The 21,734-nt window shown below is 49.0% G+C and carries 19 protein-coding genes; 1 reads left to right on the top strand and 18 read right to left on the bottom strand.

What is annotated here, in order from left to right; all coding sequences use genetic code 11:
- Positions 1-14 precede the first annotated feature (14 nt).
- The 17 genes from BQ7364_RS12835 to BQ7364_RS12915 all read right to left on the bottom strand — a co-directional run bounded on the left by BQ7364_RS12835 (position 15) and on the right by BQ7364_RS12915 (position 18,305).
- The gene (locus BQ7364_RS12835; protein ID WP_072685105.1) at positions 15-887 is read right to left on the bottom strand and encodes a 4-(cytidine 5'-diphospho)-2-C-methyl-D-erythritol kinase; all 873 of its coding nucleotides are present in this window, start codon (positions 885-887) and stop codon (positions 15-17) included.
- Positions 859-1,734, bottom strand: a complete 876-nt coding sequence (rsmA, locus tag BQ7364_RS12840; protein WP_072685106.1) for a 16S rRNA (adenine(1518)-N(6)/adenine(1519)-N(6))-dimethyltransferase RsmA — start codon at positions 1,732-1,734, stop codon at positions 859-861. Before rsmA ends, BQ7364_RS12835 begins: the two co-directional genes overlap by 29 nt.
- On the bottom strand, positions 1,727-2,275 hold the full coding sequence (gene rnmV, locus BQ7364_RS12845) for a ribonuclease M5 (RefSeq protein WP_072685107.1): 549 nt from the start codon (positions 2,273-2,275) through the stop codon (positions 1,727-1,729). The genes rsmA and rnmV overlap by 8 nt, the downstream gene beginning before the upstream one ends.
- 209 nt (positions 2,276-2,484) lie before the next feature.
- On the bottom strand, positions 2,485-3,243 hold the full coding sequence (locus BQ7364_RS12850) for a response regulator transcription factor (protein ID WP_072685108.1): 759 nt from the start codon (positions 3,241-3,243) through the stop codon (positions 2,485-2,487).
- A complete protein-coding gene (locus BQ7364_RS12855; protein ID WP_072685109.1) occupies positions 3,236-4,918 on the bottom strand; it encodes a sensor histidine kinase in 1,683 nt (560 codons plus the stop codon). Before BQ7364_RS12855 ends, BQ7364_RS12850 begins: the two co-directional genes overlap by 8 nt.
- Before the next feature lie 39 nt (positions 4,919-4,957).
- Positions 4,958-6,613 carry an ABC transporter permease gene (locus BQ7364_RS12860; protein ID WP_072685110.1) on the bottom strand — a complete coding sequence of 552 codons (1,656 nt, stop codon included), beginning with the start codon at positions 6,611-6,613 and terminating at the stop codon, positions 4,958-4,960.
- A gap of 3 nt (positions 6,614-6,616) precedes the next feature.
- Positions 6,617-7,702, bottom strand: coding sequence for an ABC transporter ATP-binding protein (locus BQ7364_RS12865; protein WP_072685111.1), 1,086 nt, complete (start codon positions 7,700-7,702; stop codon positions 6,617-6,619).
- A gap of 81 nt (positions 7,703-7,783) precedes the next feature.
- Positions 7,784-8,830, bottom strand: a complete 1,047-nt coding sequence (locus tag BQ7364_RS12870) for an extracellular solute-binding protein (RefSeq protein WP_072685112.1) — start codon at positions 8,828-8,830, stop codon at positions 7,784-7,786.
- Between the two features lie 281 nt (positions 8,831-9,111).
- Positions 9,112-10,353, bottom strand: a complete 1,242-nt coding sequence (locus BQ7364_RS12875; protein ID WP_072685113.1) for a hypothetical protein — start codon at positions 10,351-10,353, stop codon at positions 9,112-9,114.
- Positions 10,340-11,197 carry an ATP-binding cassette domain-containing protein gene (locus tag BQ7364_RS12880; RefSeq protein WP_072685114.1) on the bottom strand — a complete coding sequence of 286 codons (858 nt, stop codon included), beginning with the start codon at positions 11,195-11,197 and terminating at the stop codon, positions 10,340-10,342. Before BQ7364_RS12880 ends, BQ7364_RS12875 begins: the two co-directional genes overlap by 14 nt.
- Positions 11,194-11,592, bottom strand: a complete 399-nt coding sequence (locus BQ7364_RS12885; protein ID WP_072685115.1) for a GntR family transcriptional regulator — start codon at positions 11,590-11,592, stop codon at positions 11,194-11,196. Before BQ7364_RS12885 ends, BQ7364_RS12880 begins: the two co-directional genes overlap by 4 nt.
- Positions 11,593-11,901: 309 nt before the next feature.
- Complete coding sequence (locus BQ7364_RS12890; protein WP_072685116.1) at positions 11,902-12,720, bottom strand: RlpA-like double-psi beta-barrel domain-containing protein; 819 nt, start codon at positions 12,718-12,720, stop codon at positions 11,902-11,904.
- Positions 12,721-12,765: 45 nt separating this feature from the next.
- Entirely contained in the window at positions 12,766-13,554 is a 789-nt protein-coding gene (locus tag BQ7364_RS12895) for a TatD family hydrolase (RefSeq protein ID WP_072685117.1), read from the bottom strand.
- Complete coding sequence (locus tag BQ7364_RS12900) at positions 13,539-13,961, bottom strand: RDD family protein (RefSeq protein ID WP_072685118.1); 423 nt, start codon at positions 13,959-13,961, stop codon at positions 13,539-13,541. The genes BQ7364_RS12895 and BQ7364_RS12900 overlap by 16 nt, the downstream gene beginning before the upstream one ends.
- 10 nt (positions 13,962-13,971) lie before the next feature.
- Positions 13,972-15,315 carry a tRNA uridine-5-carboxymethylaminomethyl(34) synthesis GTPase MnmE gene (gene mnmE / locus BQ7364_RS12905; protein WP_072685119.1) on the bottom strand — a complete coding sequence of 448 codons (1,344 nt, stop codon included), beginning with the start codon at positions 15,313-15,315 and terminating at the stop codon, positions 13,972-13,974.
- Positions 15,316-15,903: 588 nt separating this feature from the next.
- A complete protein-coding gene (locus tag BQ7364_RS12910) occupies positions 15,904-17,304 on the bottom strand; it encodes a glycoside hydrolase family 1 protein (RefSeq protein WP_234973185.1) in 1,401 nt (466 codons plus the stop codon).
- A 206-nt stretch (positions 17,305-17,510) separates the two neighbouring features.
- On the bottom strand, positions 17,511-18,305 hold the full coding sequence (locus BQ7364_RS12915) for an IclR family transcriptional regulator (RefSeq protein WP_072685121.1): 795 nt from the start codon (positions 18,303-18,305) through the stop codon (positions 17,511-17,513).
- Between the two features lie 144 nt (positions 18,306-18,449).
- Here BQ7364_RS12915 and BQ7364_RS12920 point away from each other — a divergent pair, with 144 nt between their 5' ends.
- Positions 18,450-19,679: a M20 family metallo-hydrolase gene (locus tag BQ7364_RS12920; RefSeq protein WP_072685122.1), complete on the top strand. Its 1,230-nt coding sequence runs from the start codon at positions 18,450-18,452 to the stop codon at positions 19,677-19,679.
- 358 nt (positions 19,680-20,037) lie between these two features.
- Here the strand turns inward: BQ7364_RS12920 and BQ7364_RS12925 are convergent, their stop codons facing one another.
- The gene (locus BQ7364_RS12925) at positions 20,038-21,687 is read right to left on the bottom strand and encodes an FAD-dependent oxidoreductase (protein WP_083538598.1); all 1,650 of its coding nucleotides are present in this window, start codon (positions 21,685-21,687) and stop codon (positions 20,038-20,040) included.
- Positions 21,688-21,734 lie beyond the last annotated feature (47 nt).

Genomic DNA, 21,734 nt, shown 5'->3' on the forward strand with positions numbered 1-21,734 from the left:
CTTTTCTTCTGAATTTACCTGTCATAACGCTTATAGGGAAACTCTTCCTGCGGCCGCAGTTCCGTCTTGCGGATAAACGCCGCTTTCTTCCGCATCGCCGCCGCTCCTTTTTCCAACAGCTCCGGATCGCGTGTTAACGCGAACACCGTCGATCCGCTGCCCGACATCAGCGCCCCGTCGAAGCCCAGCGCCAACAGCTCCTGCTTGATCGTCGCGATCTGCGGCACCAGCTTAAACGCGCTCTGTTCCAGCGTGTTGCCCAGAGATTGAAGCACACCGTCATAGTCGTTGCCGATCAACGCTTCGCGCATCCTGCGGCAGTCAGGATGTTCGGCACAGCTGAAATCGAGCGTTTCAAAGGCCACCTTCGTGGACACACCCTTATATGGCTTCACTAACAAGAGATAAAACGGCGTATGCACGCGGAAATGTTCCAGATTCTCGCCGATGCCCGTCACAAACGCCGGGCGGCTGCGCAGGCAGAACGGCACGTCCGCTCCAACCTTCTTGGCGATTTCGACCATCTTCTCATTATCCATTCCCAGCTGAAGCATCTTGTTCAGCGCCCGGATCGCCGCCGCACCATCCGTGCTGCCCCCGGCCATGCCGGCCTGCGTCGGAATGTGCTTCTGCAGCGTGATCTCAAAGTTCTCCTTGAAACCATATTCCTCACGAAGCAGCTCGATCGCTTTCACAATCGTATTCCGCCGGTCTAACGGAAGATAGGGCACATTGCTTTGTAAACGCAGCTCGTCGCTGAATTCAAAGTTCAGCGTATCGTAGAGATTCACTGGGGCCATGATCATTTCCAGTTCATGATACCCATCCTCTCGCCGGCGCACGACGTCCAGGCAGAGGTTAATTTTCGCGTAAGCTCTTTGTTTCATACGTCACCTCATACAGATCGAGAAATTGATCCAGCGTCATCGTTTCCGCCCGCAGCGAAGGTTGTAAGCCAGCTTCCTTCAACAGTCGGGCAGCTTCATCCTTATCCTGCAGATATTCGCGGAAGTTGTTGTAAAGCGTCTTGCGGCGCTGTTTGAAGCACCCTTTGACCAGCGCGAAGAACTGTGCTTCATCCCGTGCTGCACGCTGGGGCAGTTTGCGGGTAAACTGCACGACGGCCGAGTCCACCGCCGGGCGGGGATTGAAAATCGTCTTGGGAATCTTCATCACTGTCTGAACCTGATACTGATACTGCACGATCACGCTCAGTGCATTGTAATCCTTCGTCGAAACCGCGGCGGTGAAGCGGTCGGCGACTTCCTTCTGCATCATCACGGTGATCACCGGGATATCCGCCTTACTTTCAAAGATTTTAAATAAGATGGGAGTCGTAATATAATACGGTAAATTGGCGCAGACCAGAACCTGATCCGACTGCGTTTTCAGCTTCGCCACCGTCGCATTCAGGTCTGCTTCCAGAAAGTCCTGATGTTTGACCTCAACGTTCGGGTAATCGGAAAGCGTATCGGCCAGCACCTCGATCAGGCGGTCGTCGATCTCAAACGCCAGCACCTGTCCGGCCACTCTCGCTAACTGTTCCGTCAGAGCGCCGATCCCCGGACCAATCTCGATCACGGCGCTGCGCGCATCCGCCTGGGATAACCGCGCGATCTTTTCCACGATTCCCGGTTCGATAATAAAGTTCTGACCAAAATTCTTTTTTGCGTACAGGTCATATTTCGCTAAGATTTCATTCGTTCTGGCCATTGTAGCAATGGGCTTATTCACCGGCGTCCCTCCGTTCTTCCAACATCGCTTTTGTGATTTTCAGCATATTCAGACGCTTCCACAACGTCTTGGCATTGGCTTCACCGACATGCCATCGGTTTCCAACTTCCCTGCGCCGCAGAGCGCTGTCCGGCAGGCCGGTTAATCCCAGCTCTACAAACTCCGACCAGCTCAGCGTATTTTCCCCATCCGCTTCATAAGTCAGGCAATGCTCCAAAGCGGCCAGAATTTCCTGTTTCCCGGCATGTTCCACACCGACCTTCCGTTTTCCGCGCACGATTTCCCACGCCTTACCCGAGGGCAGAAAAGCATTCTTGCAGCCGGGAACCGCATTGTTGATGCGCTGGCGAATCTGATCGCCCGGGGTATCCGGATCGGTAAAGATGATCACGCCGCGGGTCGTTGCCCACTGGCGGATCTGTTCCAGCGTCGCTTCACTCAGACCGGTGCCGCTGGTTTCCAGCGTGTCCACATCCAGCCAGCGTTTTAAATTAGCCGTATCTTTTTTTCCTTCAACGACGATAATTTCCTTGATCTTCATATCTGTTCCTCATTCCGATCTTTATTTTATCATAGTCTGGGATAACCACCAAATCAAGAATCAAAAGTCATTCCGTTTTTCCCAGATGATAAAGAAATACCCGCTATTTATTTGATATTTCTCAGTTTTAAGTTCAAATTCTTGCGTCATCAAAAAAACCGCCTGAACTATCGGCGGTTTTAAAGTATGATTATTTATTAATCAAATGTCTACGGATGATTCTTCTTATATTGCGTTGGCGAAACACCAATTAATCGTGTAAAGACTTGGAAGAAATATTTATAATCATTAAACCCAACTTGTTCGGCAACCTCATAAATTTTATCTTTTCCTTCAAGAATCCGCAAGCAAGCTTGAGCGATGCGATAATGAATGAGGTAGCGATGCAATGTCAAACCGGTTTCCTGACGGAATAACCGATTAAGATAATCAGCAGAGACACCCATGCGTTCTGCTACTTCCTCATCCCGCAGACGCGATGCAAAATGATCCTGAATCCATTGAGCAGCTCGACAAACATAATCTGAACACCCCTCTGGAATCGTCATCAGTTCAAGTACAGACTGAGGCAGCGAAGCTCCTGTTTCCGTCTGTTTTTTATGGATCCGATCTATCAGTTTGATCAGAACGCTCTCCAGTTCTTTCCTGTTGAATGGCTTTAAAAGATATTCTGCAACCTGTAACGAAATCGCCTCCTGCGCATAACTGAATTCTCCATATCCTGTTAAAATCACAGCTTCATATTGTTCTTGTTCTTTTGATAAACGCAACATTTCCAATCCATCCATCACCGGCATCTTTAAATCTGTAAAAACAATGTCAGGATGATACTGATAAATCTTTTCCAATCCCTCTTTTCCATTCCGTGCCTCGGCGCATATCTGACAACCTAAACGGGAAAAATCCAAAGATTGACGAAAACCCTGACGCAAAATAATTTCATCCTCTACGATTAAAATTTTAATCATCCTTTTTTCCTCCCACTGCACGCATGGTCATTGTTATCGTTGTTCCTTCATGCAGCCGACTGTCGACCTGTACTCCGCAGCCGTTTCCAAAATGCAGTCGAATTCGTTTGTGACTGTTCATAATTCCGATATGTCGGTAATCCTCATGCAGCGAATCAAGATTTTCACGAATTCGCATAAGCTGGGCAGCGTCCATGCCTTCGCCATTATCTTTAACGATGACTTGTAATTTTTCCGCTTTTTGTACGATCTGAATATCCAGATGAAATGGTCTATCCTGAACAAATCCATGGGACAAGCTGTTTTCAATCATGGGCTGGATCACCATCTTTGGAATCCTCAGATTCGAGTGGATTGGAGCTTGAATTGTATAAAGGAACGAATCGCCAAGACGGATTTTCTGCAGCTGCAGATAGTCCTCAATATAGGCAAGGTCCTGATCCAGATCAACCATAGAATCCTCGGAGGCATCAAGCGAGTAGCGTAGTAATTTCGATAATCTGACAATCATATCTTCCGCTTTATCCTGATCAAACATAATCATATATTTAATCGTATCAAGCGTATTGAAAATAAAGTGAGGATTAAATTGAGATTGCAGCTGTCTGATTTGTGCAATCCGCGTCTGCTTCTGCAATTCATCATTTTGATCAATCAACTGCTTAACCTCATCAAGAATGCGATTATACTGTTGAGCGATCGGACGCATTTCATTTTCCTCTACCGGCAGATATTCCAGTTTGCCACTTTGCGCGTAATTTTGCAAAGAAAGGAAGAGGTTATCAACACTCCTCAGACTCGTCCGCGCCGTCATCCGACTGATCTTATTGATGAATATCGCACATAACGCAAATACCAGTAAGTATACAATTAATTCCATCCGCATTAAAGCATAAACGGATTCCAGCGGTTTAAGGATGCAGAGCGATAACCCAAACAGAGGAAGCTCAATCTGTTGTTTAAGCATTGTCTGTCCCTGTATTTGCACCAACTTCCAGAAGAGTGGTTTTTCATCCAATCGCTGATAGGGGATGAATTTCTGATCTTCGCTGAGCAGGACACGCTTGCTTCGATTAATTAAGACAAAATCGGAACTGACACGACTTAAAATTGAACTCAGCTGCCTCTGTGTGAAGTGATAAAACAGATATCCCAAAGTTTGTTCATCATCCCTGATACTGCAAGCCAGTGTAAAAACAATCGGATCCGTCGTCATCATTCCGGAATTCGTTGTACTTCCAATAATCCCTGAATGTTCATCAATTTCATAGTGCAGGACGGGATTTCCCCGATTATCCGGGATCGGTGATTTGTGAGTCGCAAGCACTTGCCCATCCCGACTTTCCAGATCAAAATAGGCCTCAAGCGGAAGACGGTTACGCAGAGAATATAAAATCTGATATACTTCGATAGCATCTTTTCCTTCTTTTAAAAAAGATCGGATATGGGGTTCCTTGCGGATGTCTTCCATTCCCTGACGGTAAGCCTGAAAATTCTCTGTAAGTTGTTCTGAAGCCTGTCTGGCTTCGTCAGCTGTCTGATTTGTCATCAGAAAAATCAACAGAAAAGGAGTGAAAACCAACAGGCAGAATCCCGATATTGCCACCGGGATCAAAATGGATCTAACCAGCTTCTGTTGAATCACTTTATGATAAGGAAAGCAGATTTCTTCCATACAGCTCCTCCTTACTATGTTTTCATTATATCAAATCATTTACAGTTCAATCTCACGCTTACCGGTAATTTTAAACACCAGCAGTAAAACAACAATAGTGGAAGAAATCAAAATTGTAGAAAGCGCGCTGGCAACACCGTAATTACCACGAATAACTTCCGTATAAATCGCAATGGTCATCGTTTTTGTTCCGCCTACATATAACATAATTGATGCACTCAGCTCACTGATGATGGATACCCAGCTCATCAGCGCACCAGACATAACACCGGAGAACATCATGGGCAGCGTAACCTTGATAAAAGTTTCAAATCGGTTGGCACCTAAACTTTGCGAAGCTTCTTCAACATTCAAATTAATCTGATGAAGAATCGCACTGCTGGAACGGATTGTATAAGGCAGTCGCCGAATGACGTAGGCTGCGATAATAATCATTGCGGATCCGCTGAGTAAAAAAGGTTTTTTGTTAAAGGCCAGAAGCAAGGCAATGCCCATAACAGAACCCGGTATAATATACGGGAACATTGTAATTGTATCCAATACTTTTGTCAGTTTGCTTTTGCGGCGTACGGAAGTATAGGCAATCAGCACACCCATAATCACAATCAGAATGATCGCGGCTGTAGAGAATACATAAGTATTGCGGATCGCATTTCCCATCGACGAGAATGCTTTACGGTAACTGTTGAACGAATATCCTTCCACGAATAACATGCCGTTGGTATTCTGGAAAGAATTGACCAATACAACAAAGATCGGAAGGACTGCCAGAAAAGCACATAAGTAGGCAAACAAATGTGACAGGACATTCTTTATTCCACGAGCAGGGCGAGGCTCAATCGGACGCAGCGCCGACATCTCTATTGTCTTTCGGTTGGAAATATACTGTTGGAGCAGGAAAATGATTGTCGTAAAAATAACGATAATCACGCTGATTGCGGCCGCAAATGCTTTATCCCTTCCCATTTCGCCAACAAACGAATTATAGATTAAAACCGGCAGTGTACGATAACCTTCTCCAATCAGCATCGGTGTTCCGAAATCCGCCAGCACCCGCATAAACACAAGTAAGCCTGATGCCAGCATCGTCGGCAAAATCAGCGGAATAACAATCTGAAATATTTTCCGGATCCCAACACATCCCAGACTTTCAGCGGCTTCATTTAAGGAATTATCCATATTTTTTAAAGCCCCCGTTACATACAAATAAACCAGCGGAATCATTTTGATCGTAAATACCAGCAGGATTCCTGAAAAACCATAAATACCCGGCAGCGTCACATGAAAGAATTGATTGAATACCTTTGTTACAACTCCGGCCCGCCCCAGCAAGACGATCCAGGCATAGGCGCCAATGAAAGGAGGGGACAGGACAGAGATGATCATTGCGATATCCAGCGCGCCTTTAAATCGAATCTTGACCGTGCGTGTAATGTAAGCCAGTGCCGAACCAAAGATCACTGTTAACAGGGTTACGGTCGTTGTAACCTTGGCACTGTTGATTATTGTATTTGTATAGTAACTTTTTGAAAAAAACTTTTGGAATGCTGCCAATGAAAAAACACCCGTATCAAAGTCATAAATGCTGCCAATAAAAATACGGGAAATTGGATAAATGAAGAAAAACGCAAAATAGGCGAAGCAAAGTAATGTGATCAGCGTCCAGCCGTCAATTTTCCATTTCCGGGTGCGCATATTCTACACCGCTTCTTTCATTAAGGAAAGTTCAGTTTCCTGATCAAAGATATTGACATGGTGAGGATCAAACGCAAGCCGGACATCTTCGCCAATTTCGTGGATCTTCTCACGCGCATCTTTCGATACCTCTATCACCTGTTGGTTGGGTAATTGGATATCGTATTTCATTGTCGTCCCTAAAAATGTCCGATCCATTATCGTCCCTTTAACTCCGCTATTACTGAAATCCATTTCATTAGGACGCACACAAACTCGAACGGATTGCGCTTCTTTGCAGGCATCAATCAGACGATTAGTCGCAAGAATTTCGCCATCTTCCAACATTACCTGTTTTTCATTCTGCCGTATCACGATTTTTCCATTCAATAAATTACTTTGTCCGATAAACGTCGCGACGAATAAATTCTTCGGATGGGCATAAATTTCTACAGGTGTGCCAATTTGCTGGATAACGCCGTGCTTCATGACCGCAATGCGATCTGACATGGACAAAGCTTCTTCTTGATCATGTGTAACATAAATCGTCGTAATTTTATATTGATGTTGAATTTCCTTGATTGCTGAGCGCATCTCAATCCGCAGCTTGGCGTCCAGATTGGACAGTGGTTCGTCCATTAACAGGACATCCGGTTGGATGACAATCGCTCTTGCCAGCGCAATTCGTTGCTGCTGACCGCCAGACATATTCGAAGGCATCCGGTCTTTCAAATCCGAAATTTGCACGACGTTTAACATTTCGTCCACCCTTCGGGACAGCTCTGGTTCTTTCACTTTTCTTTGTTTTAAGCCATATCCTACATTCTTCCCCGCGCTCATGTGCGGAAAGATTGCATAGTTCTGGAAAACCATCCCAATATTGCGCGTATGCGGTGGGAGATCGTTAATTCGCTTATCATTAAAGTAAAAATCTCCGCCTTCAATAGTATTAAACCCGGCGATCATCCGGAGCAAGGTTGTTTTGCCGCAGCCGCTGGATCCCAGCAGTGTAAAAAATTCGCCTTCTTTGACATGCAGGCAGAGGTCAGGAATGATTGTTTTATCGCCGAAACGTTTTACAGCATGTTCGATATTTATAGCTACACTCATCGTTGTTCTCCTTATTTAAAATAAGGAATTGAACTCCCATTCAATTCCTTATTTCCCATCGGTAATGATTCAAGGTCTTGATTATTCAAAAATAGAAGTATATAAATCAGTATATCGTTCAACAATTTTTTCTTTTGCTTCAGAAGACCACTGACTGGTAATTTTAATTGTTTTTACTTTCGTGATATCCTGCTTGTAATCTGCAAGTTTCACACCTGGACGAACCGCATTGGCCCCTGTAACTTCTGTCCCCATTAATGACTGACCATATTCACTGGACATAAAATCAACAAACAGCTTGGCATTTTCCATGTTCTTTGCGCCTTTGATTACTGCGACGCAGCTCATTTTAGGAACAACGCCTTCTTCCATATAAACAACACCGATATTGTCAATTCCCTGCGATAAATAGGTCTGTGCCGGTGTATCCCAGGTTAATCCTACAGCGTATTCGCCAGAGACTACACCTTTATGAATGGTTCCGGAACTATCAATAATTTTTCCATCCAGCTGAGTTAAAAATTGTTCAACATAATCCCAGCCTTCCTGTGATTCTACCAATTCATCATTAGTCGAGCCTTTTCCCATCGCAAGAAGCATGTTTTCCAGATGATTGTAAGCAGAAGATGAGTTTGCGGAATTCCCCATGGCAATCTTACCTTTGAGCTCCGGATTCAACAGATCGGCATAGCCTTTGATTTCAAAGCTGACCAGATTCTTATTATAAAGAATAACTGGAACATTGTAGTCAACAATCGTAGCATAACCGGTTGCATTCTTGAAATCGCCCATATCCTTGTCATTTTCAGAAATATATTCTTCAAAATAACTGGTATCGCTGACGACGTAATATTCGCCAAGCCATGTCACATCGGCATAGGGATTATCTTTTTCCGCCTGAATACGGGAATAGATTTCGCCTGAACTCGCTGTCACCGTTTCTACTTCAATTCCATATTTCTCTTCGAAAGCTGGAATCATGACATCCAGATTATCCTGAGCAGTTGGTGTGTATAAAACCAGTTTATTACTTTTGGTTTCACCGGTGTTTGGATTATCAGTCTTGGGAGTAGAACTACATCCGCCTAATACAAGTAGAGCACATAGAATCGCAATCAGTTTTTTCATATTTCCTCCTTTACGTTCCTTTGACTTCATTTTATGTGAAATGTAAGCGCTTTACCATGTGGAAAAACAGTCATTTTATCCTAAAATTCCGACTTTCACCTTGAATTCTCTCTCAATCTCCGTCAAACCTGATCTGAAAATCTCCGATCAGAAAAACCGTAAAACTGTTTCCTTATTCGTGATGTTCCAAAAAGAGGAAAATAGATGCTGAACAAACAAAAGAAGTTTCCCGGGATTTTTGATCCGCAGAAAACTTCTTCACTTTAAAAACTTCGGCAAAACTAAAGCGCTCCCCGTCTGGCCTGAATTCCAAGCCATCTTCCAATCAGAATCAGACTGATAAGCAACAAGCCTGTCCAGAACCAGCCCGAATGCAAAAATAACAAGGCTCCCGCCGACGCTCCTGCCGCACCGAGGTTGACCGCAAAGAATCCGAAGAAATAACAGATCGATCCCTTATCCAGGTCATATCCAGACCCAAACGTCAAACTATACGCGACAAACGCCAGTGTGGCGCAAAGCGAAATCCAAACAGCCTTCCAGGTCAGCGGCAGAGCCAGGCTGCCGAAGGGAATGAACAGCTGCGTTCCCAGGATGATCAGATCCATAATCCACAGACTTCCAAGCACGAAGCCCTGCGCGATCAGCTGACCTGCCAGCCGTTTTTTCCGCGAGGCCGGGATCAGGTTCAACGCATAACCTCCGCTTTGAAACTTTTTCGTCAGCTGCCAGCTGGCCGCAAAGTCGCCGACAAAGAACACCAGATAGACATAGCTTCCGTTCAGAAAGATCAGGAAGAGCAAGGCCGCCAAGAGTTGAAGACCCTGATCCCGGGTGTGCCGGCGTTGCTTTTTGCCATGCAGCCTGATTTCCGCCAAATCCAGAATCCCGCGCAGTGGTTCGGAAATTCCCGGAAATTCCAGCTTGTCGAAGGAATCCTGCTTCTCTTTTCCCAACAATTCGATGCGGGTTAATCCGATTGTCAGAGCCAGCACGACCGCCGCAGCCAGGATTAACGATAAAGACAACGCTTTATTACTGATTTCCAGCGCACCGATGACAACGATTAAAATAAGCGCATTGTAAATCATCGCGGTTTTCCAGGTACTGAGCGCTTGTTTTTCTTTCTCCCAACGCAGGACAATCCAGCCATACATCGCCCAGAAAACAACGGCGATCCACGCCAAGACACCGGTCAATCCCGGACGGCGCATATTCATCACCAGACCGCAGCCGCCGACTAAGCCGATCCAGGTCATCGTTACTGTAACAAGCAGAATGATCTTGCGATCCCGGTTGGAAAGCGGCAGCGTCTCCAGCATCCTTCCGCTGGCTTCCTCCTCGCCATCACGCCAGTCCAGCATTTTATTGGTAAAAATGATCGCGCCGAACAACAACGGAAACAGGGCAAGCGCAACACTCCCCGAAGTCAGAATCAGGGAGAAGATGACCATCCCCAACAGACCGCCGTTGCATTGAAACCAATACCCCCTTGCCAGATGCAGCCGATCAGAATTCTTCATACGTCAGATCCTGCGCCAACATGATTTCTTCCAGTGTCGCGGGGGTAAAGACTACCGGAAGATGCCGCAGCTGCGCCGCCTGGGTACACATGCCTTCCCAGCCGGTCTCCGTCGGTTTCGGTTTCAGCACAAAATCCTTCATTTCCTTCGGCATTTTTCCTTCGCAGCGGAAATGCTGCCAATTCTCCATCAAAATTTCCCTGGACGCGGAGAACTTCACATGGCCGTTTTCCAGACAGGTCACATAGTCCGCGATTTTATCCAGATCCGCTGTATTGTGCGTGGAAAATAATAACGAATGATCCTCCTGCTGCATGAACTCATATAACAGATCCAGCACTTCCCGCCGCGACACCGGATCAAGATTCGCCGTCGGCTCATCCAGAATCATCAGCTTGGGATGATGCGATAAAGCGAAGATAATCGAAAGCTTCACTTTCATCCCCGCTGAGAATTCGCCGAACGGTTTGCCTAACGGCAAGCGGAACCGGTTGAGCAGCGTATGATACAGAACTTCGTCAAACTGATCGTAAAACGGTCCGATCCGGTGCATCAGCTTCATCGCATGGTAGGAATCCGGAAATACAAACCGGTCGCTGACTACGCCCAGCTGATTTTTAATCTGCCGCTCGTTCTGATCCATCCGCATCCCCAGCAGCGCGCAATGCTGAGCACGTGCGGGCGTACTGTCCAGCAACGCTTCAATCAGCGTCGTTTTTCCCGCTCCATTGCGGCCGATCAAGCCCATGACATAACCGCATGGCAAGTTAAAATGATCAATGAAAAGATCAAAGTCCGGATAATGCACCCGCAGATTCTCTGCGGAAATCGCGTTTTCAGTCATAACTTCTCCCTCTTTTCCTGAATGACAGTTTTTTGTGCCTGATCAAACAAGGTCTGGATCTGCGGCAGCGTAAGTCCCAGCTTCAATCCCTTATCCAGCGTCGCCTGGAATTCTTCGATCAGCTGTGCTCCCGCCTGTTCCTGTACCTGTTGAACATCCAGCGGACAAACGAAACAGCCCTTGCCCTGACGTGTCTCAATCATCCCCGCTTGTTCCAAATCATCATACGCCCGCTTTACGGTGATGATCGCCACCTGCAGCTGTTTCGCCAGCTGGCGGATCGAAGGCAGCTGATCCTGCGGACGCAGCTGTCCCTGACAAATTGCCGATCGAATCGCGTTTTCGATCTGCAGATAATTCGGATCATTTGAGCTGGAATTCAGAAATATGCGCATCGTTCTTCCTCCACTGTTATTATAGAATAGACACAGTTGATTTGCAATAGACACCCAGAATATCGGCTTGAAAATTCAACGGTATTCCCCCTGATGCAAATCTTTCTTCTGTATTCAACTTAATTCCTTTTAACAAAATTCCTTAAAATTCCCATTGCTTCATACAAAACATAAAATAAGGATAACGAAGAAGGAAAACATAAATCGCTTTGCAAAAAATAAAAAAGACATCCTGCCCCGCAGAATGCCCTCGTTCTCTTATGCCTGATTTGATTTTATTTAGCCGCGCTGCGCCTGCCTTCAAAGCTCTCAGTTGAAGCGGCAGCCGTTGGCCCGTTTGCGGCCGAAGTCCACGATCGAAACTTTGACGTTGGAGCGTTTCCCGTTGCGCACGCTTGGATAATATTCTGATCCGGTGAACAGGTCGATCGTCGATCCCTGCACCGCGCCGCCCCGGTCGGCCACCACTGCCAGGAAAGGTTCTCCCGGCGTCAGCCCCTGACCGTTGAACTTGTGATCGCTGATTTCCACTAACGTGCATAACGGCAGCGTTGAGGATGCGGCGATCAGATAATAGCCGTCGTAAGTAATCCCGTCTTTCCATGTGCCGTCAGACTGACGCACCCCGGTTGTGCTGATCGCGATGCCGGCCGGCGTTCCCCCGCCGCACCCGACGCAATCCGCCCCATAGGAAGTCACGCGGCTGGAATAGAAATACGCTTCCTCTTTGACCTCGGAGCCATAGCTCATAACGATCGGCCGGGCTTCGATGACTTCTGTGGAATAGGGTACCAGGACACGCGACAACAAGTTGCCCTCCTGGTCGTAGGTCATTTCATAGGTATCGTTTTGAACCTTCGGACTTCCGTCGTCCGTTTTGGAGATCATCCAGGAAACGCCGTTTTCCGGAATTTCCTCGGGATGGACAAATACGGTATCCTGCGCTTCCAGAAAGGTCGTGATCGTCTCCTGCGCCGTCCGATACGGAAGCGTTTCTTCACTCGCGGCTCGCGAATAACTAAAGGTCTGCAGGATCAGTGGTGTCTTGACTTCTTCCGGGATCATGATCAATGCGGTCATGCCCAGACCCAAGCATACTAAAATTCCAAAAAGCACTGCTTTTTTCATTTTATTTTCCTCCTTTCACCAGAGATCGTAGACTCTTCTCTTATTTCAGAGTTCGTCTTGCGGGTGGAATAAAGCTTGATAGTTATCCCAAAGACTCTGTTTCAACGTTTCTTCCTCCATTCCGCGCAATTCCAGAATGGTTTTCGCGGTCAGCGGAAGATACATCGGCTCGTTCCGTTTTCCCCGATAAGGAACGGGCGTCAGATAAGGACAATCGGTTTCAATCTGCAAATGTGCCAGATCCACGTCCGCCGCCACCTCTTTCGGGGTCTTGGCGTTTTTGAACGTGACCGGTCCGCCCAGACCGATCGTATAGCCAAGCTTGACGAATTCTCTGGCCATTTCCCGGCTGGAGCTGAAACAATGGATAATCCCGCGGCGGGCAGCGGGATGCTCGCGCAGAAGGGTCAGCGTATCGTTGATCGCATCGCGGCTGTGGACCAGAATCGGTTTATTGACCCGGTTCGCCAGCTCGATCTGACGGATAAACGCCGCCTGCTGCTGAGGATGATTGTCTTTATCCCAATAATAGTCCAGGCCGATCTCACCGACGGCCGTGACATTCTCATTATAGACCAGAGTTTCGAGTTTATGCCAGTCTTCTTCCGTAAAATCGCGCAAATCACTGGGATGAAAGCCCACCGCGACGTCAAAACGCGCGTCTTCGGCCTTCATTTTCAAGGCGGCTTCCGCTTCTTCCAGCCGGCAGCAGACGATCATCATCCGCGCGACGCCGGCATCCAGCGCCCGCTGGCGAACATCCTGAGCCTCGCCAATCAGATCCGCACAGGTCAGATGACAGTGCGAATCAATCCAGCCTAAAGCTTTTCCCATACCGAGGTGCCTGCCATCCGGTCATGCAGCGAGCTGTGCTGATCGGAATACGCGAGAATCGCGGAGAACAAACCCAGAATCCAGATCTGCAGCGAGAACGCCTTCATCACCCCGCGGATCAGGCAGTCGCCGAAGGACAGCGAACCCTGTTCCTTCTCGACTTCCAGCTTCATGATCAGCTTGCCAACGGTACCGCCGGCGAAGTAAACCATCGCCGCCTCATACAAAGCATAGACAATCACGAACAAAAACGATGTCGAAAACAGGAATCGGAAATGATGGAGAAACGGCAGCCAGCTTAAAATCCAGCGGATTAAGGAGAACGCCATTTCGATAATGCCGACCGGAATTCCGATCAACAGACTGTCGATAATCAAAGCGATAACACGGTTGATAAATAATTTCATGAATGATTCCTCACTTTCCTAAACAAAACTTGGAGAACAGCGCATCCAGCAGGTCTTCCCGGCTGGCTTCACCGACGATTTCTTTGAGCGCCATATAGGCGGCCTGCAGGTCGATTGTCACTAAATCCAGTTCCGCGCCTTCCTGCAGCGCGTTGACGGCCTGCGCCATGGACTGACGGGCCTGACGGGCCAGCGCGATCTGGCGCTCATTCGCCAGCGACGGCAGCTCCAGCATCGCGTGATGGTGTTCGTAGCGTTGGTTGATCTGTTCGATCAACGGTTCAATCTGATTCTGCGCGGCACAGATGGAAATTGTACCCGAACGATCCTCCGCCTGCGGCGCGAGATCTTTTTTATTAACAACGACGATCCGGTTGCGGCCCTCGGTCAGATCCAGCAGGCGGCGGTCCTCGTCGTCCTGCGGGCGGCTGGCGTCCAGCACGATCAGGATCAGCTCCGCTTCCTCCAGCGCCTTCATCGAGCGCTCGATGCCGATCTGTTCCACACGGTCCTCGGTTTGGTGAATTCCGGCGGTGTCGATCAGATGAAGCGTGACGTTGCGCAGATGGATTTCCCCTTCAACCAGGTCGCGGGTCGTCCCGGCGATCTCAGTCACAATCGCCTTGTCTTCCTCCAACAGGGCGTTGAGCAGACTCGACTTGCCGACGTTTGGCTTGCCCAGAATGACCGTCTTTACGCCTTTTTTCATGATGCGGCCGCTCTCGGCGCGCTGCAGGATTTCATCCATCCGGATTAACCAGGACCGCGCCTGGGGCAGAACGTTTTCCCAGGTTAATTGTTCGGCATCCTCATATTCCGGATAGTCGATATTGACCTCGATGTTGGCGATGATATTGAGCAGCGCTTCGCTCAGCGGCTCGATCAGACGGCGGATACTGCCGCGGATGCCCTGAATCGCCAGCTGCGCTTGTTGGGAAGAATCGGCGTCGATCATATCCATGACCGCTTCGGCCTGCGTCAGATCAATGCGTCCGTTTAAGAAGGCCCGGCGGGTAAATTCCCCCGGATCGGCCAGCCGCGCGCCTTCCGCCAGTACCAGCGCCAGAATCCGCCGAGTGATGTAGCGTCCGCCATGCCCGCTAATTTCCACAACGTCTTCACGTGTAAAAGTTTTCGGTGCACGGAAAACCGTCAGCAGCACCTCGTCGACAGCTTCCTTACTGATGGGATCAATGATATAGCCATACCGGACGGTATGTGTCGGCTGATCGTCCACCCGGCGGCTGAACAGTCGTCCGGCAATCGCCAGACTGTCCGGGCCGCTGATCCGGATCACCGAAATCGCGCCGTCCTGCAATGCGGTAGAGATCGCCGCTATCGTATCGTTCAGCATTCTCTCACCTCCGAAATGTTCATGGTACAGTTTACCATATTTTTTGGATTTGCCTAGTGAAATCCTTCAATCTCCCTTTAAAATAAGGGATTCTTAAGATCTTTTGGAAATTATTTCCGACGATTTAAGAACTTTTTAAGATTCCATTCCCTCTGTGTCCGGCTGAGTCTGAAGATCAAAATATCCACTTTTTACAAAACAATGGGAGAATCGTCATTCCCTGAAATCCTTCTGTTTGAAAAGACGCCGCGCCGTTTCCGCACAACACCGGGGATGTTTTATTACGCGCTGCGCAAAAGAAAACGGTCAATCCCCTGCCGTTTCAGGTACTGACCGTTTTGAATGACGTGAAATGATTTTCAGGCAAAGCGCCGGCCATTTTCAGAGTCCTTCGCCATGCTTGCCCTGATACTGCCAGAAACCCTTTACGGCTTCTGGCATCCGCCTGATTTCTCAAGGTGCCCGGAAATGAGCTGAGCCTAATCCGGCTTGGACAGCGCCGCAAAGCAGGCCCATTGCTTTCTGAATCCGCACGCCGATCCCTGCAAATAGCCGGTTGCTTGCCGCTGGACACCGCGAATTGCAGCGTTAATCCCGATCGCTGTGAGCGATAAAGTCGCGGTACCAAAACCAGCTTTTCTTTGGAATCCGCTTCAGATCGTGATCAAAATCGACATAGACCAGACCATACCGCTTTTTATAACCATTAATCCAGCTGTACACATCGACGTTGCTCCAGGCATAATAGCCGATCACATTGCAGCCTTCCTCCCGGGCCTTCAACATCCAATGGAAAACATTTTTCATGAAATCGATTCGCTTGTCATCGCGGATCTCGCCGTTTTCATCGACCTCGTCGTACAGCGCGCAGCCGTTTTCCGTGATGAATACCGGAATATCGCCATACCGCTTCTGAATCCCCTTAAGCATGTCATAGACCGTTTTATGATAGATTTCCCGGCCCCATTCATCCCGCGGCAGAGAGAAATCATAGTCGCTTTCAAACCAGTTTTTGACAACCAGTCTTTCCAGCACTTCGCCTTTTCCTTCATAATCGCGGTAATAGTTCGTTTCGCCGCTGACATACGGCTTAACCAGCGTTCGGGTATAACAGTTCTGACCCAGAAAGTCAATCGTGTTCTCGCTGAGAAGTTTCAGGTCTTCCGCTTTAACAAAGCTCAGATCAATGCCCGCTTCCTCTAACAAACCAGGTAAATCTTCCGGGAAATGTCCCAGAATCGCCGGATCGGTCACCCACAAATTTTTAAACAGGTCGCCGCGATGACGGGCAATCCGATATTCCTCGGTGTCCAGCAGTGTCTGAACGGTATTGGTCGTATGCACGATGCCGATTTTAGAGTTCAGCTTCCGTTTTCTGAATTCCGCAACCGCCCGGGCATGCGCGATCACCAGATTGTAACCGACGTGGCAAAGCTCCTGCACGCTGTGATGATTCGGCGGATACTTTCCCTGCAGATAAGCACAGTTCGCATTGTGCGTTATTTCGTTGATCGTGACGTAATACGGAATAGAATCGCCGAACAGATCGAAAACCATCCCGGCATAGCGGGCGAAATAGGCCGGGAACTGATCGTTGAGATATCCGCCTTCCGCCTCAATCCATTGCGGAATATCGTAGTGCAGCAGTGTCACATTGGCGGCAATGCCGTGCTTGCGGCATTCTTCCAGCACGCTGCGGTAAAACGCCACGCCTTGAGGATTGATCTGCCAATTTGACGACGGGATGATCCGGCTCCAGGACAGGGAGAAACGGAAGGTGTTCTGATTTCCCTTTGCCAGCAGTTCGATGTCTTCCTTATAGCGATGATAAAAATCATTGGCGACGTCGCCGGTGATGCCTTTGGGATTTTTATCCGGATCGTGGACAAACGCGTCCCAGTTGCTTTCCCCTTTTCCTCCTTCGTTCCACGCGCCTTCACATTGATAGGCCGCAGTTGCGGATCCCCACAGAAAATCTTCTTTTTTCATGATTACCTCCATTACCGCGCATAATGCGGTTGCAAATATTGCATGAAAGCAAGCTAAGTGGCTTTGCTTTCCCACTTTCTGATCCTGTTTATACTTTGACCCGCCTGTTGGGCTGGCTTAAACACAAGACTTTGAATTGATGTTTCATTCGGGTCTGACGGTTTTTCTTTCTTTTTCTTTTATAAAAGAAAGCTCATCCTTATGGATTAAAATAACGAATCAACTTCCTGTTGCGAGAGATGAGCGGCGATCGCCTGACACGCAGCGAGCAGCTCCGGCAAAACGTCTTCCTGCTTCATCCGTAACAGCGGTGTCGGCGCCACCGTGCTCAGCGTCCCCGCCAGATGCTGCCTCGCCGTGATGATCGGTACGCCCACAGCGCTCATGCCGATATCGGTTTCCTCATTGACCGTCGCATAGCCCTGACGGACTATCTTCTCGATTTCCTGCCGGAAAACCGCGCGGTCCGTGATTGTATTCGGCACAATCGCTCTGAGATCCAGCGCCGAAACCAGAAGATTCCGTTCCGCTTCCGCCAGCGACGCGACGTACAGCTTGCCGGACACTGAAGCGTGCAGCGGAATATCCGCCCCCATTTTAGGACTGTAAGTATAAAACGTTTGGGTTGGTTCCACGACGTCTACCGTATAGATCCGGTTGTGCAGAACAATCTGAAGCCAGATATTCATCTGATGCTTTGCCGCGATACGATTCATATATGGAAATGCGCAGGTCCTGAGATAACGGACATAACCTTCGCTGACCCGATTGGCCTTCATCAGAAATTCATAACCGAGGAAAAAGCGGTTGTTCTTCTCGCTCTTGATCAGATAACCGTTATTCAGCAGCGTCATCACCAGGCCCCGCACCGTGCCGACGTTCAGATTCAACATTTCACTTAATTCTGTCAACGTCAATCCGTTGGCGGATTGATCAATGCACTGAATGATGCTCAGCGCCCGTTCGACGGATTGAATCGTCTTGCCATTCTCCTGATTCATAACACACCTCATCTTCAAATCTTTATCCTTGTTCCAGGGCTGATAAACGACATTGACTTTCCCTGGGCTTATCGTTATAATAAAACCAAAAGTTGATATTGTCAATTTTTTCTTGACATTATCATAAAAACAGGAGGTTTATCTATGGCTGATCGATTCCGTATTCAAAACAATCTGGAAACACTCCGTGATTTCAGCGCACCGGGTGAGGAAGGGACGACCCGGCTGAGCTATACCCCGGCTTACCGGCAGGCCGTCGATTATCTGAAAAAAGAAATGGAAGCTGCCGGATTGCGGACCTGGGAAGATGGCGTCGGCAACGTCTATGGCGAATTGAAGGGAACCGATGAAACCGCCCCGGTAATTCTCTCCGGTTCCCATCTCGATACCGTCCGCTGTTCCGGTTATTTCGACGGTCAGGCCGGCATCGTCTGTGCTTTGGAAGCCGCAAGAATGTTGAAGGAAAGCGGAAAACCGTTAAGAAGCTCCTTTCAGGTTCTGGCGACAATCATGGAGGAAGGCGCCCGGTTCCCGAATCTGACCGGCAGCCGCTATATCGCCGGTGAAAATGGCGAAGCTCAGCTGGATACCTTGCGGGATCAGGATGGCGTTACACTGCGGGAAGCAATCCGGCAATGCGGCTTTTCAGGCAATCTGGAAATGACTTGCAGAAAAGCGGATTCGATCAAGGCATTTTTGGAGCTGCATCTCGAACAGGGAATTCGATTGGAAAGCACGCACACCGATCTGGGCATCGTGGAAACGATCTATGGCTGCCGCTGGTTCACAGTCACGGTGAACGGTGCGACTTCTCACCCTTCTACTCCGATGAATTTAAGAAAAGATGCGGGCATCGCCGCCTGCACCTTGATCAGCGAACTGGCCGCGATGGTTGAAGAACATTATCAGAACCGGGCGACGGTCACCTTCGGAAAATTTGAAAATCATCCAAACGAGATCAATGCCGTGCCCGGACGCACTGTGTTCTCCGTTGATTTCCGCAGTGGAAAACCGGAAATTCTAAATGAACTGGAAGCTTTGTTAAAAGAGAAGCTCAAAGCGATGGAATCCCGGTTCCGCGTTAAAACGGAGCTGACGCTGTATTCGGACGTTCCGCCGACGCCTTGCTGCGCAGAATTTTCAAAGATCTTGGAAGAACAGGCGGCAGCCCTGCATTTCAGCACGCTCAGGATGGATTCCGGAGCAGGCCATGACGCGATGATCTTCGCCAAACATTGGCCTGCGGCCATGATCTTTGTGCCGAGCCATAACGGACTGACCCACTGCCCGAAAGAATGGACAGACTATGGAAATCTGGCCAAAGGAGCCGATGTTCTCTGTGCCGCTATACGTCAGATCGACAAGCTGGATTAATCGCATCCGTAAGCTTCAAAACAGGATGCCGGCTTGATCACAACCCTCTCCGCTCCCGATTTTACCGGTTGGATTTCTCACGGAATCCAACTTTTTTTCAGCGATTTCCGCTTATACGCAGCTGGCTGTGGGCACTGATGTCCCCCGGGTTTTCTTTTCGGCCGCAAAAAGATCGCAGCTTGCCCAACCTGAGGGACATGGGATATCCGATCAGATCAACATCAGCCTGTTTGATCTGATCGGAATGGGAAACGCAAGGAAAGCAAGAGAGAGCGTTTAGACAAACAAAATTCACGGAAAGATAAAATAAAAACTGGAATCACATGGACTCCAGTTCGTTTAATCATTGGGATTGCACTTATTTTTTCAGCAGTTCGCTGACCGCTTCGCCGACAAACTTGCCAGTGTTGACGGAATAGCCCATCGTGTTGCCTGGAAGCAGGAACATGTAGCTGTCGCCGTAAACCGTACAGGAATCGGTGCCCGCCGAATACAGACCAGTGATGACCTGATCGTTCTGATCGAGCACTTCCAGATTGGAATTGACCTTGATGCCGCCGAGTGTCCCGTAGCTGGATGGATAATACTGCGCCGCATAGAACGGAGCGGTCGTGATCGGCTTGAGATACGCCGCACCCTTGCCTAACGGATCGTAACCGTCGGCACACAGCTGGTTGTATTCCGCAACCGTCGCCGCCAGGCCCTGCGGATCAATGTCCATCTTGTTCGCCAGTTCTTCCAGCGTATCAGCTTTGACAATCGCCGTGTAACCGGATTCTTCCATCGTCTTGAAGTTCGCGTCAAACTGCGTGAAGTCATCGGTATTCCATACACGGCTGGTAAAATCGACGCGATTCGCTTCGACATAGCTCTGTTTGATCGCCTCGTCAAGAATCATGAAGCCGGTGTTGCCCGTCTGATTGCGCAGCGAGTTGCCGGTATAGGTCGTGTTCTGCACCTGTTCCTCGTTGAAGAACCGCTTGCCTTGTTGATTGACCATCAGGTTCGGCTGCTGCATGACAAGCTTGATATCGTTGGTATAAGCTCCGGTCGAGCCTGGCTGGAAGATATCGAAGATCATTTCCTCGATCATCTCCGATTGCTTCACGCCGGCATTCCACGCCATCTGGATGCCGTCGCCTTCATGTCCCGGGAAGCGCATGCCGAAGAAGTCCTGATCGAGATTCAAAGCGAATTGTTCCTTAACCCATTCTTCGTTGTTACCAAAGCCGCCGGTGGCGATCAAGGCGGCATTGCACAGGAAATGATAGCCCTGCTTGCCATCCGTGCTGACGGCGCAGACGCCGCTGACCTTGCCGTTTTCCGTTTCCAGACGGCAGGCCGGGGTTTCCAGGTAGAACTCCACGCCCAGTTCGCGGGCCCGAGCTTCCAGATGATCGGTCATGGTCTTCGCCTGACCGCCGCCGATCACACCCGTTTCCGATTTGACAATGTGCCAGGTCGGATAGGATTTTTCAAAATAACGCGCGGCTTCTTCAAATTCGACGCCCATTGATTCGATCCATTCCAGCGTTTCTTTCGATTCCTCGAAGTACCGGCGCATCAGCACGCAGTCGGTGCGGTAGTGCGTGTACTCCGTGAACATGTTGTACATCGCGTCCAGATCCAGTTCTTCCCCCTGCGCTCTCTGCAGCTCAGTGCCGATCGCGAGGATGCCCATGCCGAATTTTGCACAGCCTCCGGTCGCGCCGGTTTTCTCTACCACAGCGACGGACAGGCCGTTTTCCGCAGCTTTCACGGCGGCGCACAGGCCGGCCGGCCCGGCTCCGACAATCACGAAATCCACGGTTTTCTCTGTGATCGCATCCGCGGACAGTGCGGTATATGGCGCATCTAATGCAGTGGCGATGGTGTCCCCCGTGGCTTCCGGCGATGGTGTCGATGTTGTGTTTTCATTGGTGCTGCAAGCCCCCAGCAACCCCAGTGCGCCCATGCCCGCGGCCGCGGCCAGGGAGCTTTTCAGAAACTCTCTGCGAGATAAGTTCATCTCTGATTCCCTCCTAACGTTTCTGGAACCATTGTAGGGTATACAGG

It is taken from the genome of Holdemania sp. Marseille-P2844, assembly GCF_900120005.1.
In the GTDB taxonomy this organism is placed as follows: Bacteria; Bacillota_I; Bacilli_A; order Erysipelotrichales; family Erysipelotrichaceae; genus Holdemania.

Bases quoted from the DNA above. Each gene is read 5' to 3' on its own strand.
- BQ7364_RS12855 (WP_072685109.1), bottom strand. From the start codon at position 4,918: ATGGAAGAAATCTGCTTTCCTTATCATAAAGTGATTCAACAGAAGCTG.
- BQ7364_RS12900 (WP_072685118.1), bottom strand. From the start codon at position 13,961: ATGAAATTATTTATCAACCGTGTTATCGCTTTGATTATCGACAGTCTG.
- mnmE (WP_072685119.1), bottom strand. From the start codon at position 15,315: ATGCTGAACGATACGATAGCGGCGATCTCTACCGCATTGCAGGACGGC.
- BQ7364_RS12925 (WP_083538598.1), bottom strand. From the start codon at position 21,687: ATGAACTTATCTCGCAGAGAGTTTCTGAAAAGCTCCCTGGCCGCGGCC.
- BQ7364_RS12870 (WP_072685112.1), bottom strand. From the start codon at position 8,830: ATGAAAAAACTGATTGCGATTCTATGTGCTCTACTTGTATTAGGCGGA.
- BQ7364_RS12865 (WP_072685111.1), bottom strand. From the start codon at position 7,702: ATGAGTGTAGCTATAAATATCGAACATGCTGTAAAACGTTTCGGCGAT.
- BQ7364_RS12915 (WP_072685121.1), bottom strand. From the start codon at position 18,305: ATGAATCAGGAGAATGGCAAGACGATTCAATCCGTCGAACGGGCGCTG.
- BQ7364_RS12920 (WP_072685122.1), top strand. From the start codon at position 18,450: ATGGCTGATCGATTCCGTATTCAAAACAATCTGGAAACACTCCGTGAT.
- BQ7364_RS12895 (WP_072685117.1), bottom strand. From the start codon at position 13,554: ATGGGAAAAGCTTTAGGCTGGATTGATTCGCACTGTCATCTGACCTGT.
- BQ7364_RS12835 (WP_072685105.1), bottom strand. From the start codon at position 887: ATGAAACAAAGAGCTTACGCGAAAATTAACCTCTGCCTGGACGTCGTG.
- rnmV (WP_072685107.1), bottom strand. From the start codon at position 2,275: ATGAAGATCAAGGAAATTATCGTCGTTGAAGGAAAAAAAGATACGGCT.
- BQ7364_RS12875 (WP_072685113.1), bottom strand. From the start codon at position 10,353: ATGAAGAATTCTGATCGGCTGCATCTGGCAAGGGGGTATTGGTTTCAA.
- BQ7364_RS12890 (WP_072685116.1), bottom strand. From the start codon at position 12,720: ATGAAAAAAGCAGTGCTTTTTGGAATTTTAGTATGCTTGGGTCTGGGC.
- BQ7364_RS12860 (WP_072685110.1), bottom strand. From the start codon at position 6,613: ATGCGCACCCGGAAATGGAAAATTGACGGCTGGACGCTGATCACATTA.
- BQ7364_RS12910 (WP_234973185.1), bottom strand. From the start codon at position 17,304: ATGAAAAAAGAAGATTTTCTGTGGGGATCCGCAACTGCGGCCTATCAA.
- BQ7364_RS12880 (WP_072685114.1), bottom strand. From the start codon at position 11,197: ATGACTGAAAACGCGATTTCCGCAGAGAATCTGCGGGTGCATTATCCG.
- BQ7364_RS12885 (WP_072685115.1), bottom strand. From the start codon at position 11,592: ATGCGCATATTTCTGAATTCCAGCTCAAATGATCCGAATTATCTGCAG.
- BQ7364_RS12850 (WP_072685108.1), bottom strand. From the start codon at position 3,243: ATGATTAAAATTTTAATCGTAGAGGATGAAATTATTTTGCGTCAGGGT.